This is a genomic window from Candidatus Omnitrophota bacterium, from assembly GCA_013791745.1.
Classification (GTDB): Bacteria; CG03; CG03; order CG03; family CG03; genus CG03.
Map to the genome: position 1 here is coordinate 1 of VMTH01000108.1, position 14,723 is coordinate 14,723.

A 14,723-nucleotide genomic window follows, 5' to 3' on the forward strand; every position below is an offset into this window, starting at 1 on the left:
AATTACCTTTGTCATAAGCTTCTTTTCCCTTATCAAACCAATATCTTGCATCCTCTCCGTAAGAATTATAAATTAAGAAATTGGGAATTGTGAAAATTGAAATAAAAACAAACAAAATCTTAAATCTTCTATACTTGCCAAAGGTTGATTTATAGCCTATATTTCTCATATTTTACACCTCCTATCTCAAGCCCCTTTTGTTCTTTACCTATTTAATTTTTTATAAATTATATTATGATTTTCTCCCTCTTTACCAAATAACCACAGAAAGATATCAAAAATTCTTACATCAGTAATTTCCATCCCACTACCTCCCGTTTACATCATCCCTCAACATGGCGGCAATTCCGCTTCAGGCGGATATTACAGACTGATTTATTTTACAAAAAGCGCGCGATTTTACAAGAACATTCCGTCACGGCGAATTTTTTCGCGACAGCGAGAGTTTTGAATATGCCGAAAACCGCGGAACCGCTGCCGGTCATGAGGGCTTTTTCGGCGCCTGCCTCAAGAAGCTTTTTTTTCTTCGCCTCTATCTCAGGACGAAGCCTGAAAGCCGCCCCCTCAAGGGCGTTATAAAAAACAGCCCGGCCCGGCATCTTGTATGACGGTCCGCAGAAATCGCCGTCAGGGAGCCTGTCAAAATATTCATAAACCCGCTTTGTTGAAAGAGTCCGCCCGAACCACAGGACAAGAGGGCCCTTTATCTTTCTGCGGGAAAGCTCTAATTTCTCGCCCCTGCCGCGTATCCAGACAAAGGGCGAACTCATGAGAAAAAGCGGCACGTCGGAGCCGAGCCCGGCGGCTACCGCCATTTTTGTTTTGTCCGTCAGGTGCAGGCCCCACAACTTGTCTATCGCCTGTATAACAGCGGCGGCGTCGGAACTTCCTCCGCCCATACCCTGGCCCGGAGGGATCCTTTTTACAAGTTTTATGCGGGCGCCCGGAAAAGGGGCCATTTTTCTCAGGAGCTCGGCGGCGGCGACACATATGTTTTTTTTACCCCGCGGTATAGTGTAAGGCGAATCCGTCTCAAGCGTTATTTTACCGGCCTTTTCGACACTGACCGTGTCTGACAGGCTGATTTTTCCGGTGAGACTCACGAGCTCGTGGAAACCATCGGCCCGGACGGGTTTTTTGACGTCCAGAAAAACATTCAGTTTCGCGGGAGCTTCTATTTCAATTTTCTTCATACGCAATTATGCTGATCTCCATGTCGGCAACACCTTTGCTGAAATAGAGTTTTATCCTTCCGGGCCCGCCCTCTTCCATAAAAACCGTAATCTTTTTTATGTGAAAGGGGTTGCGCGCAAAACGAAAATATATCGCATCGCCGCGCTGTTTGACCGATTTGATAAAACCCGATTTCCCTTTGAGCGCGGCAACGGCTTCGGCGGCTATTGCCTCGGCCGTCTCGTCTCTCAGGCTCGCGCCCAGGGCGTCTATGATAAGAAATTCCGTGCCGGCATCCGAGCTTTTGAGCGCGAAGGAATAATATCCGTCGGCGAAACCCCTCAGCCGCATATCCCCGATCATAGAAAAGCGCTCCGCCGCGAAGACGCCGCGGGGCGGAAGGACGCCGGCGGGAAAGCCGGTGATACGGGGGGACGCGCAGGAGATCAGCAGAAACATAAAACAGGAGAAAAAAAGGCGTTCAGCGCGAGGCATCGATCTTCTTTTTCAGGGCGATTTTGTCTCCGCCCATAGCCAAAGCTTTCTGGTAGGCCTTCATGGCCGAAGTTTTCTTGCCGAGTTTCATATAAGCATCGCCCAGATGCTCCCATATGACGGGATCGTCCTCCAGAGAAGATGCCCTCCTCAGCAGCTTCAAAGCCTGCGAGTAATTACCCGACTGATAATATACCCAGCCGGAGGTGTCCAGGTAAGCGCTGTTTTGAGGAGAAAGCTTCAGCGCTCTTTCTATGTAGGAACGGGCTTTTTTAAGATTGATCACGGCCTCCGCCCAGCTGTAGCTGAGATAATTCAAAGCCCTGTGATTCTCGGGGTCTTTTTCTATGGCCCTTTCAAAGGCCTCATGGCCTATGGTTTTGTTGCCGAGCGAATCAAAACAAACGCCTTTAAGAAAATAAATCTCAGTGTTTTCGCCGCCGTATTTCTCCGAGTTTTCCAGGGCGTCCAGGGCTTTGCTGTAATCCTTAGCGTCCATATATATCAGCGCAAGCGAATAATATACCGGCGCGTTTTCCGGATTTATGTTCACGGCCCTGCTGAAATATTCTTCAGCGTTTTTTTTATCTCCAAGGTTCAGATAAGCCAGGCCAAGGTACATCTCAACTTCGGGATAGTCATCCTGCACGATATGTATTTTAAGCAGCACATCCCGGAGTTTTTCCCACGACTTCTGCTTCTCATAAATTCCGGCCAGCGCCGCAATAACTGAAAAATTATCGGGTTCCTTTTCAAGAACCTTGAGAAAAACAGCTTCTGCCTCGTCGTATTTTCCGTTTCTGCCGTGTATCTCGCCTATTTTCAGAAGTGGATTCACGGAATCCTCATCGAGCTCGGCCAGCGCCTTATACTGTTGGACCGCCTTGTCCCATTTTTTCGCCGCTTCATAAAAAACGGCGAGAGTGAGTCTCATTATAGGGTTGTCGGGCTCGCTTTGAACCGCGTTCACAAAATGGATCTCCGCCTTGTCGTACAATTCTTTTTTCATATATATCCTGCCCAATGAAAAACCAACATCGGCGCTGCCGGGCTTTAATTCCGCCGCGCGGAGATAATAATCCACCGCTTTATCCGTGTTGTCCCTTATCTCATGAACGCTGGCTATATAAAAAAACGCCGAAAAATTCTTATTGCTTTTCTTAAGAAGCTCCGGGGCAATTTCCATAACCTTATCGTAATTGCCCATATCAAAATAAACAGGCAGAGCCTCTTCTATCAGGAACACAGATCCCGGATCCAGCGACATGGCTTTTTCAAGTTCGGCGAGGCCCTCAAGATACTTGCCCTCCCTGAAATACCTCCCGTAAAGAAGATAATGAAACATTGAATTATTCCCGGACTCCACTTCCGCGCCGGCGGCGGCGCGGGCAGAGGCAGGAATAAACAAACAGAACGATAATAGCAGGGCGGAGATAGCGCGCGTTTTATTTTTCATCTTTGACTTCCTTTACCGGATGAATCAGCAAACCCGAAGGCAGCTTAGGCCAGAAAAATGTGGATTTCTGCCCCATCAACTTTCCGGTCCTCATCACCTCCCTGACGGCGTTTTTATCAAAAGGGGTTTTTCTGTCGGCGTGCGAGAGGATGAGGCATCCCTCATCCGAAAAATCACATATATAAACCATGAGATATCCGGCAGAGCGGTCTTTGGCGAAATTCTCCCGTGAAACCCTGAGGCGGTGATGGCCGTCGGCGATGACGAATTTCTTTTTACCTAAGAATGAGAGCAGGCCGGCACTCTGAGCCGCCGGAACGCGGGAGAGCGCGCCTTTCTCTCCGGGAACACTGTAAAAAGATTCCTTCTTCGCGGCCCTGAAAGCTTTTCTAATGCGCTCTGACACGCCTTCCGTTATCAGAAAGACGGGAGAAAAATTCATGGGAAGGGCATTGAGCAGACGGCTGCGGTCAAGGCGGTGTTTTTTATGGGTTTTCTCATGCGGTATTATACTCCCGGCAGATGTGCGGCTCCAGTCGAGGCGGGCGACGATTCCCTCGCGGCGGTATTTCTTCCCGAAAAGCTCAAAGTCCTGCCTCAATATAAAAACACCCGGCTCGCCGGGAATAATGGTTTTCTCATCAGTCCATTTTTTAAAAAAATCAGCGGCTCTCGTATAGCTGTTTCGCCGGGCGTTGTCCGGGGAATATTTTTTCCCCAGTATGAGACGCACAACATTCTTAGGATGTTTACGGTAAAGTTTTTTTTGAGCGGCCGCGCTGATAATATCATAAGGCGGCGCTATAAAAGCGCTCTTGTCCCTGCCGGCGGCGTAAATAAAAGGCCTGAATGTCTCAAGTTTCACCATAGCGTGATTTTAATAAATCGACAGAGCCCGCGCAATCAGATTATTTTTTGAATTGGATATCCATCTCACGGCCGTCGTCAAGTTTCAGTTTGAGTTTTTTCTCTTTTGCCTCATCAAAATTAACTGCCGTTATCAATGTCTTTATATCGTCGTTGTCTATGGTCATCACGCCGGGCCCCGGACGCTTTTTCCTGCAGTAGAATGTGAGAGCGCCCCCGCTCATTTTGAAACGCGCCGCGCCCCGCCACTTCTTTCCGGCAGCGGAAAGCTCAAAATCTTTGGAGGATGTTTTTACATCTATCTTCCCGTCATATTGGGCGGGGGCTTTAAGGCTCACCTCAACAGGCAGCCCCGCGATGAAGCCCTTTTCGCTTTTAAGCTCCATCTCCACATCCAGCTCTTGCTTTTGTTTGCCCGTCCACAAAGATTTTTTACTCATATCCTCTTTTTCCAATTGCGCGGGCGGGGAGGGGGATGCCCCTGCCCCGACGCTTGTTTTTTCTCCCTCTTTGCAGAGGATCTTTCCGTAACTGTTAAAAACGTCAACCATGCCCTCAAAAACATAGACTTCGGTGATATTCCCTGAAGCACGCACGCCGAATTTTGTTCCCCGCACGGCTGTCACCGCCTGGGGCGTCCGGACGCTGTAATCGGCGCCCTTGCGCACCTTTGAAAGTATCTCGCCGAGGATCATATCCATTTCTTCTCTTCTGTCGCCCTGCTTTTCACTGAGCTTGATCACGAATTCCGTTTCCTCGTTCACCTCTATTTCTATGCCGCTTATAAAATTAATGACAGCGCGCGATTTTTTTGCCGTTTTTATCCTGTCTCCCTGGAAAAGAAAATCACCCGTGCCCGCTTTTCTCCATTTTTCGCCGGAAGCCGCGCCTGAGACGGCGGACTTAGAAGCCGCGCTCATCAGGGAAACGCTCCCTTCCATTTTGCTTATCACGGCCAGCGGCGAGGCGTCGGAGGCCGGTGACGGATATGATATGACGAATAACAGCAGTGACGCGAACGCCATCCTCAAACTCTTTAACACCTGATCGCCTTCAATTATTTTCATCTGCTTATCTCCACTTCAGCGTTTTTGATTTTCAGTTTCCCCTCATTTATCGCATCCAGCGCGTCTTTAAGCAGGCCGCTGTTTATTGCAATGCCCGAAGCCGTGTAGCCCTCCAGCGCCGAAAGAACGCTGTTGTCTTTTATCTTCGCCCTGATTATCTGCCAGGCTTCATCCGCCGTATAATCCTCGGGCGCGTCTATCAGCGTTTTCTCCATGAGACTACAGTCAATTATGACGACCGCGCCTTTTTTCACTTCTATTTCTTTTATCTCACTCTTATAGCCCTCTTTTTCAAATATGAGATTATATGTCCCTCTCCTGACGTTCATCAGTTTATAAAAACCCTTATCGGAACTTTGCGTCTCGCCGGCGCTGCGGTATTCGCCTCCCGGCGTTTTTCTCATCAGCCTCACGGTAACTTTTTGCATGACATCCTTTGCCTCGCCTGAAGTGACCTGACCTTTAATGACAGCACTCCCTTTTTTTGCGCTTTCCGGCACGCCGGCGCCGGCGGCCGAGACGGATATTCTGTTTCCTGTATAGGCCTTGTCTTCCGACACATTGACGCTGATTACATCGCCTTCTATTCCTTCTACCACGGCGGATATTTTATACTGGCCCTTTATCAGTTTTTCAAATTTATACTGCCCGCCGGCGCCGCTTATGGCGTCTCTCGTAACGGGGCCTTCCAGATACAGCTTTATTCCCGGGATCCCGTTTTCCGTGCCGCTTTCAACAACGCGGCCTGTAATTTTCGGGACATTTATCCACTATTCCGGCAGATCAACGCTGAAACTCTTCGTCAGCACATTGTCCTTTGCGTTTTCGTCCGCGGCCTCTATCATGGCCGTGACTATTATATTTTCCTGATGCACCGGGCCGAACTCGAAGACAGCGGGGGTTTTTTGTGACGGCATCAGAGAATTTATCTGGGTAAAACCCGAAAGGATGCCGCCCACGAAAAGATTCAGCTTAACGGCCGTTTCGCTCTGATTCCCCATATTGCTCACTTCGGCTTTCACTATCACCTTATTCGGAGGCGAGCTCATAGGATCGTATTCCAGCCCGGTAACGGCAAGGTTCCTGTATGAAACCGACAGCGCCTCTTTTTTCAGAGTGAAGGCGTATATGTCGGAAGACGCTACCCTGCTGCCGTCGGACGAGAGCCCCACCACCTTCCAGTAGTACTGGGTGCCGCCGGAAAGCCGCTGTCTGTCTTCCGGCGGATTAAGAGGATACTGCGCGTAAGAAGCAGGCGTCTCAAGCGTCCACAGCGGATTATAAAAAGATCTCTCATCCGCCACACGCACCCTGTATTTAGTCGCTCCGCTTGCCACCCATCGGAAGGTAACGGGCTTATCCAAAAGATCCGTGACGCCGTCGTAGGGATATGTGAGAGTGATAACGGGAGAATACACCGTAAAGGATTTAGACTCGTCAAAAGCCACAACGCTCCCGGCCACAACAAGTTCCGCGCGGAAACGATACAGCCCGGGCCCGTTGTAAAAAGACATCGGTATATTCCTGAGCGACGCGGCGCCGGCCCCGACATTGCCTTCGGTGGAATTGCTGTCATGATAAAACACCTGCGCGCCGGAGGGGTTTTTGATATAGAATTTGTAATAGATCCTGTCAGGCGAATATGCCGCGCTGCAGTAGCTCTCTATCCTGAGATTTATTTTCTCACTCGATGAGAAAAAAGTCCTCGCGGCGCCGGCGCTGTCCGTGACGGCGGTTTTTGTTATTAAAACACTGCCCGCGAAAGCGCACGTAACCGTAAACATCGCCGCGGCCGCCAAGGCCGGGAACAGAGCGCGTGAAATCTTTATTTTCCCCATGTTATTTTACCTTCCGCCCTTCCCCGCCGGCGGGCTTCTTCTCTTTTTTTAAAAGGCTCTTTTCCACCGCCTTTCTCAGCATGGCGCAGATAACGTCGGAGTTCTTGTCTTCGGCGAACATGAGCGCGGTATAACCGAGATTGTCATGGATGTGGGGATCCGCACCTTTTGCCAGCAGCATTTTTACCGCCGAGGTGGAGCATTCAACAGAAGCCCATATGAGAGCCGTCCAGCCGTTTTTGTCACGAGTATCTATGCCGGCGCCGTTTGCGATGAGAAGTTCCGCGCAATCAAGAGCGTTGAACCTTATGGCTCTCATGAGAGCCGTCCTGCCGAACCAGTCGCAGTCGTTAATATCCGCGCTTTTCTTTATCTCTCTCTCCAGTCTTTTCGCGTCATCCCTTTTCAGGATAGCAGAGCTTATGCCCGCGGCAAAAACGCCCTGCGCGCAAAACACAATAAGCGAACAAACCGCGAATCTCTTGATCAATGTCATTATCTCACCACCCCTATCTTACCCTTGTATTTTCTGACGCCGCCGGAAGCGTCCGTGAGCTCCAGTGTGTAGAAATAAACGCCGCTTGCCACATCCTGACGGTCATTATTTCTAAGATCCCATATAAATTCATAACCCGTCAGGGAATCCGCCCGTGTAAAAGCGATGAAATCGCGGGTATCCCTCACCAGCTCGCCGGTTATCGTGTATATTTTAAGGTCGGCTCCGTAACTGGAGCCTATATAGCTTATATGCACACCTGCTTCATTCGTTTTCAATTCAATAAAAGGATTCGGCCAGCAGTAAACCTCGGCGCTGACCGGGAATGTGAACTTCACCGTCGCGGAGGCGCCGCCTGAAAGAATGAGCGTTTCGCTGTTTGAATACCTGCTCCCGTCCCATGCCCTTGCGCTGTATCTGCCCGGTATAAGATTCCCCATGCGGAAAGAACCGTCGGCGGCGACGGGTATTCTCATCACTTTTCTGCCCGCGCTTATCTCGACAAAGGCGTACTCCGAAGTGGCCCGCGGCATTATAAGGCCTGCCGCCGCGCGTATGCTTGAGGCGCTCAGGCCCAAAACCATACCCTGCACAATAGACAGATCAAAATTAATGCCGAGAGTAAAATTAAAGGCCGCGGTGCCGTTTGAGGCCTGTTTTTCAGCCGAGGATTCAAGACCGCCCGCGCCCGTCCATGTGGCGCGCACCGTGTAGATGCCTATATCAAGGCCTATAACAGTATAACTGCCGTTTATCGTCGTAAAAGGCACGCCCGTGGACAATCCCGCGGCATAGGCCTCAACATAAACTCCGGTCAGCGGCGTCCCGTCCTTCTGCGTGACGATGCCCGAAATAAAATCAAGAGGCGAAACGGTCACAACCTGCTGGCCCGTTATGAGCGCATCCCCTGTATCCGTCACCCTGACATAACAGTTGTAAAGTTCGCCCTTCTCCAGGAAAACGGCACCGGTGAAAACATGAGCCCCGCTATCGGCGCTTGTGAAACTGTAATCCGCCGGCAAGGACACCATGGCATTCGCGCCGGCATAGGAACCGTCCATGATCTTGCTCTCAAAAGTAACGGCGCCCGCGTAAGATGTGTCGGTCACGCCGAGAGCGTTCTTCACCTCAACCGTAAAATCGCTGCTGACACCCGCGGTTATGGGGCTTGTTATACCGTAAACTTTCAAAACCGGCTGGGCTCCGGCTGAAGCCGCCGCGGAGACTTCTCCCGAAACATTACCCGCGCTGTCTTTCACTTTTATGTAGAATGTGTAGGCGCCGCCGGGAACAAGGCCGCTGACGGTCAGCGCTTCCGTTGTGCCAGGCACTATGTCTTTAATAATATCCGGCATTGTCGTGGCCGAGGCTCCCGTCACATACCTTATCATCTGCGCGCCGCCGGGAATTGCCCCGACCGTTCCGTCATCGCCGGGATTAGTCCATGAAAGTTTTACTGCGCCTTTGATATTCGCCGTTTCAGCCGTGAAAGCGCTCACGGCAGAAGGCGCCGTCAGATCCGGTTCGGCTGTAAAGGCCGATGTCTCATAAAAGGCCGTTGAATATGCGTCGCTGTTCAAGGCGCTGACCCTGACATAGTATGTTGTTTCACTCAAAAGAGGAGTTATCTGATAGGAAACATCCGTCGTCGTGGCATAATCCGTGACGGAAAAATCCCCAGCCGTTGACCACTCTATATCGTAATCCGTGCCGGCGGGATTGCCGTTGGCGGACCAATCCAGCGTCACCGCGCAGGAAGTGACCGTCACGGTGAAAGCCGACGGCGCATTCGCCAGAGTATAGACGGCGGCAGGAATTGAGGCGTTTTCCCCTGCGGTATTATACGAAACCAGATATCTGTAATTTTCGGTGTTTACGCCGAGCACCGTTTCCAGATAAAAAGTCGCGCCCGCGGGAAGCGTCTGCACAACTGCATCAGACGAATTCTTAAGATAAAAACCGTCTTCATTGGAAGAATTGACCGTCCATGTCCACATGATAGACGAGGCGCTCTGCGCGGCGCCTGAAAACACCGTCGGAGCGGCGGGCGTGGAAACAACCACTTCCGCGGCCGCCGTCATCGCTGCCACGCTGTCATAAGAAGTAATAACGCCCCACCCGTTCCGAGCGCACACCCTCAGGTAATAAGTGGTTTCCGCGCTCAGTGATACAAAAGTAAAGTACGCCGTAGATGTCGCGATTATCCAGCCGCTGTTTCCGTCGGGAGAAACAAATGCCGGGGATGTGTCGCACTCTGTATAATACTCCGTTCCCCCGGGATTGCCATTGATCGACCATGTCAAAGTCACGCTGCCGCTTGATACAGACGAAACATAACTTCCCGACGGGGGATTGGCAAAGGTGTAGACCAGAGAACCCGCCGCGGCACTTGACCCGGACGCATTATAAGCTTCCGCATATCTATAATAGCTCGTATTGACATTCAACCCGCTTTCCAGCCAGTAAGTTGTATTGGAGGCAAGTCCGGCGACAACGCCGCCCGTCGCCGTCTTTATATTAAAACCGTTTTCGTTAGCCGAACTATCCGTCCATGTCCACATAATAGACGCCGAATCCATTGCGGTTCCGGAAAAAGCAGCAGGCGAGGCCGGAGGCGGAACAGATGCCGTTACCGTGGAAACGGCGCTGTCAAAAGCGGTGGCAACGGCGCCGCCGTTGTATGCCCTGACCCTGTAATAATAAGTCGTGTTGCTGTAAAGTCCGGTGTTCGTGTAACCTATTGCCGTATAATTATCCGCAAAAACTTTCAAAGGTGTCGAGGTCGCGAAATTATCCGTAGACCTTTCTATTCCCCATCTTGTTCCGGCGGGATTTGAGTTATCCTGCCATGTTATAGTGACAGAACCCGTAGATGAAGCGACAACCGCCGTGGTGAGAGGCGGATACGCCAGCGTATAGACAGAGGATACGGCTGATACGCTTGAACCGGCCGTGTTATAAGCTTCCGCATATCTCGTATACTGCGTATTCACGCCGAATCCGCTTTCAATATAAAATGTCGTACCGGCGGCAAGGACGGCAACAAGCCCCCCTGTATCCGTTAGAATTTTATAGCCGTTTTCGTCGGCGCCGTCTGCCCAGTTCCAGCGTATGCTCGATGGAGAAGCCGCAATACCCGCAAAACCCGCCGGAGCGGCAGGCGTGGAAGGAATAATCTCAAATGTTACCGAACTTACCGGCACTTCCCAGTTGCCGGCCACATCCTGAGCTTTTGACTGAATATTATAAGTCCCCGCCGGCCATCCTATCATTGAGGTGTCAAAACTCCACGAAGCTGTGCCGGATGCGTCATTCCAGAATTCCGCCCCCTGCCAGCCTGTGCCGTCCTGCCACCACGCGCCTATGTACGGGCCGGTCAATGCGAATATTTTTATTTTTGTCGCCCACGCTCCCGAAACGGTGTCCGTAGAAGTTCCTGTAATGCCCGTGACATCCGTGTACTGACCGCTCTCCACAGGATATGTCACCGCGGATGTCGGCAGCGAAATATCATAAGTGAATGTTACAGTTGAATAAACCGTTGACCAGTTGCCTGATGTATCCTGCGCTTTTGCGATAATCGTATAACTTGCTCCGGCCGACAAGGAAACAGCGGTCGTGTATGACCACGACGAAATATACACATTATCCGCCGGTATCCAGACGCCCGCGCCCGTCCATGTTCCCCCGTCCCATACAAAAGTATCTTCTCTCTCTATCCACAAAGTCACGGAACTCACCGCGATATTATCATTCGTGGTTCCCGCTATCTTCGCCAGGCTGTTTACGTAACCAGCAGCCGGTTCCGTTATTCCCACCGTCGGCGGTACCACATCTGTTGAACTCACCACGACATAAGCCGAAACGCCGTCCGTATAACCGGCGGACGAGGCTGTTATCAGCGTGCCCGTCGAGGGCGTTACAAGCGTTACATTGACATTATTCGTGCCCGCCGTAAGAACTATATTACCGGGATCAGCATCGGCAATATCACTTGTCGTTACATTTACCGTCGTAGCCGTTGAAACAACATTCCAATAATTATCGCAGGCGTTGACCGTCACCGTAAAAACAGCTCCCGCATACTGAACAGCAGGCGTTCCCGTTTTCCCGCCGCCCGTACCGGCGGCTGCTGTTTCGCCGGGGGCAATAACCTGCAGTTTCGCCGCCGTATTGGGATTAACCGTCACCACAGGACTTATATCTGAAGTCAGCGGCGTTCCATCGGTATCAGTTGCTGTTATAGTAGCCGTTCCGGCAGTCACCATTGTCAAGGATAATATCTTCGTTCCGCTTATCATCGTCGAAGAACCCGGCTCTGTATCGTTCGGGTCGCTGGTCGTTATCTGCGCTGTCGCAACCGCATTCACCGCGACATTCCACAAATCGTCAACGGCATTTACCGTCACGCTGAAAGCCACTCCAGCTGTCTGAACAGAAGGCGTTCCTATTTTACCCGGGGCTATGCCCGGCGTGGCTGTCTCTCCGGGAAGAAGAACCTGCAGTTTAACTCCGGCTTTGCTGAAAGTAAAAGTGCTTTGATTAACGGCGGACTCTATGTTCACCGCGGCATCCGTCGCCTGAGACTGTATTTTATAAATATGTCCTTCTGTCCAGTCGCCGTCAACAAAGCTGTACGACCAGGGGTCGACCCCGCTTACGGGGAGCCACGCGGAAGTTTCCACCCAACCGCTGCCGTTCCAGTATGTCGCTCCCTGCGTCAGATCCGTGATTTGAATTTTAACCTGCGAAATTCCGGATGTTGCATCCGCTGCCGTGCCGCCGAGACTTGTCAATGTGGTGAGTTTCATTCCGTTTTCCGGAACGCTCACGGCAGAATTCGGCTTCGTGACATCGTAGGTAAAAACAGCCGTTGAAAAAACCGCCGACCAGTTGCCGGCCGTATCCTTCGCCTTTGCGCTGATTTCATAAACCTTTGTGTCCGCCCAGCCCGGAGAATTAAACCACCAGAATGTCCCGCCGGCCGAAAGCGTTGGCGCGAACCAGGCAGTTTCAGGCGTTAGCGTAGCATCCCAAATCGTCGTATTGTTATTCCAGTAATTCGCGTTTATCTGATTAAAAATTCTTATCGCAGCCGTCGAAACCGCCACATCGTCCGCGCAGGTTCCATTGATCTGTGTCAAAGCATTAGCGTTCACATATGAATTGTTAACCGGCTCCGTTATCCCCACCGTGGGAGAAACGAGGTCTATGTAAAGTGTGGTCGTCGCGGCCGTTAAGGAAAAATCCGTGAGAACGGCATCGCCGTTCCTCGCTCTCACTCTGAAATAATAGGTTGTGTCGTCGGCAAGCGAAGAAACCGGCCAGTTGTCCGACGCTATCCAGCCGCTTATTTGATCAGTGACCGAAAAATCTGAAGCGGTGCCGCATTCAACATAATACTCCGTTCCATCCGGATTTGCGTTTACCCCTACCGTTACCGTCGCGCTTGTATACCACACTCCGCTGAATCCTGATATCGCAGGAATATCCGCAAGTGTATATACCACCGGGGACGGAGAAGCGCTCGAACCGATCAAGTTATACGCCTCAACATAAACCCAGCGCGTGGTATTCGCGGAAAGCACTTTCTCTATCCAAAATGTTGTGTCCGCGGCCAGGGCATCTTTGATTATGCCGCCGGTGCTGCTCTTAATCCTGTAATTGTCTTCCTCAATTATATCGCTCCAAGACCAGTTAATGCTGTCTGTCGCAACGGCAACTCCCTGAATTCCGCCGACGGCCGGAGGTGTTGAGAACACTATTTCAAATGTCACTGATGATAACGCTGTTTCATAGTTCTGCGTTACATCCCGCGCTCTTGACGAAACCACATATGTCCCCGTTGACGAAAACACGTCTGTGGAATACGCTATATCAAATTTCCAGTTCTCCGTCAGAGTGTCGTAAGCGCCGTCTGAGGGCGGCGCGGCTAACCATGACTGCCCCGCGACCCACGATGACCCGTTCCAATATTTCGCATCATCCTTTCTCTCTATACTTATATCAGCCGTGTTTATCGCGGAAACCGTATCCGCCGAAGTGCCTGTTATCTGCGTGACAAAATCGTACTTGCCGCTCTCCACAGGATGTGTCACCGCGGATATCGGCAAATCTATATCGTATGTAAACGCCGCTGATACCGTCGAGGAATATATAAGAGCGGTGTCACAGGAGCGCGCGGTTATGGTATAACTTGAACCGTTGATCCATGCGAGATCAACATCCGAATATGTCCATGAACTCGTATAAACGCTCGCGGACAGCCATGTCTGCCCGGTCACCCATGCCGCCGAATCAAAATAAGAATTATCCGAGTTCCTCTTTATTTCAACATTAACAGAATTTATCCCCCCGTTGTCCGCCGCGGTTCCGGCTATCTGCGCTAAACTATTGACATAAGCGGCGGCCGGTTTTATTATTCCAACTGTCGGCGGAGTTCCGTCCGGGGTTTTCGTTGATATGATATTATTGAACAGGGAGCCGATGCCGTCGCCATTAAACGCCTGAACCTTATACCAATAGGTTGTTAAATCGGTCAGCCCGGTATCAGTATAAGCGCTGCTTGTATAATTCGCGGCGAAATCTTTAACTGTCGTTGTGCTTGTTGCAAAATTATCCGTTGACCTGTAAATCCCCCACCTCGTGTATGCCGGATTACCGTGGGTCCATTGAAAAGTAGCGCTTGATCCTGTAATACCTGAAAATGATAATCCGGAATGATTATTCGCCAGCGTGTATCTGGTAACCGATGCCGAGCCGCTTGAGCCGCTGGCATTATACGATTCGGCATACCTCTGATACGAGGTGTTTACGCTGAGCGATCCTTCCAGCCATGAAGTTGCATCTGCGAGAAGAGTTTTGAAAAGCCCTCCCGTAGAACTCCTAATATAATAGCCGTCCTCGTTCGCGACATCATTCCATATCCATTTTATTGATGTCGCCGTCATCGCCACACCATTAAAACCTGACGGCGCGGATGGAGTCGCGAAAACAATATCAAATGTTGTTGAACTTGTCGGCGTCTCCCAATTTCCCGCAGCATCCTTCGCTCTTGATTGAATACTATAGCTGCCGGTTGACCAGATGACCGGGATTGCGTTAAAACTCCAGTTCGTCGTTCCTGTGGCGGTGCTCCAGACGGCGCTGAATGTCCACGATGAACCCACGGCGTCCCAGTATTTATTATCCGCCGGCCTCTTTAATCGGATGTTGACCTCATTCACTCCCGAAACACCGTCTGAGGCCGTTCCCGTGATTGAGTCCACATCAACATAATGCCCGCCGTTTACAGGATATGTCGCCGATGATACCGGCGCGGAATTATCATA

General features: G+C 51.0%; 9 protein-coding genes. All 9 read right to left on the reverse strand.

Annotation, left to right across the window (positions count from 1 at the left end; all coding sequences use genetic code 11):
* Positions 1-380: 380 nt before the first annotated feature.
* On the reverse strand, positions 381-1,193 hold the full coding sequence (locus FP827_04945) for a hypothetical protein (protein ID MBA3052421.1): 813 nt from the start codon (positions 1,191-1,193) through the stop codon (positions 381-383).
* On the reverse strand, positions 1,180-1,632 hold the full coding sequence (locus FP827_04950) for a hypothetical protein (protein ID MBA3052422.1): 453 nt from the start codon (positions 1,630-1,632) through the stop codon (positions 1,180-1,182). Before FP827_04950 ends, FP827_04945 begins: the two co-directional genes overlap by 14 nt.
* Positions 1,633-1,654: 22 nt before the next feature.
* Positions 1,655-3,124, reverse strand: a complete 1,470-nt coding sequence (locus FP827_04955) for a tetratricopeptide repeat protein (protein MBA3052423.1) — start codon at positions 3,122-3,124, stop codon at positions 1,655-1,657.
* Positions 3,114-3,992 carry a DUF1015 domain-containing protein gene (locus FP827_04960; GenBank protein MBA3052424.1) on the reverse strand — a complete coding sequence of 293 codons (879 nt, stop codon included), beginning with the start codon at positions 3,990-3,992 and terminating at the stop codon, positions 3,114-3,116. The genes FP827_04955 and FP827_04960 overlap by 11 nt, the downstream gene beginning before the upstream one ends.
* Positions 3,993-4,032: 40 nt before the next feature.
* Positions 4,033-5,058 carry a FecR domain-containing protein gene (locus FP827_04965; protein ID MBA3052425.1) on the reverse strand — a complete coding sequence of 342 codons (1,026 nt, stop codon included), beginning with the start codon at positions 5,056-5,058 and terminating at the stop codon, positions 4,033-4,035.
* Positions 5,055-5,657 carry a carboxypeptidase-like regulatory domain-containing protein gene (locus tag FP827_04970; GenBank protein MBA3052426.1) on the reverse strand — a complete coding sequence of 201 codons (603 nt, stop codon included), beginning with the start codon at positions 5,655-5,657 and terminating at the stop codon, positions 5,055-5,057. The genes FP827_04965 and FP827_04970 overlap by 4 nt, the downstream gene beginning before the upstream one ends.
* Before the next feature lie 171 nt (positions 5,658-5,828).
* On the reverse strand, positions 5,829-6,896 hold the full coding sequence (locus FP827_04975; GenBank protein ID MBA3052427.1) for a hypothetical protein: 1,068 nt from the start codon (positions 6,894-6,896) through the stop codon (positions 5,829-5,831).
* A 1-nt stretch (position 6,897) separates the two neighbouring features.
* Positions 6,898-7,392: an ankyrin repeat domain-containing protein gene (locus FP827_04980; protein ID MBA3052428.1), complete on the reverse strand. Its 495-nt coding sequence runs from the start codon at positions 7,390-7,392 to the stop codon at positions 6,898-6,900.
* Positions 7,392-14,723: hypothetical protein (locus FP827_04985; protein ID MBA3052429.1), on the reverse strand; the 7,332-nt coding region annotated here is incomplete at its 5' end. The genes FP827_04985 and FP827_04980, both read right to left, overlap by 1 nt.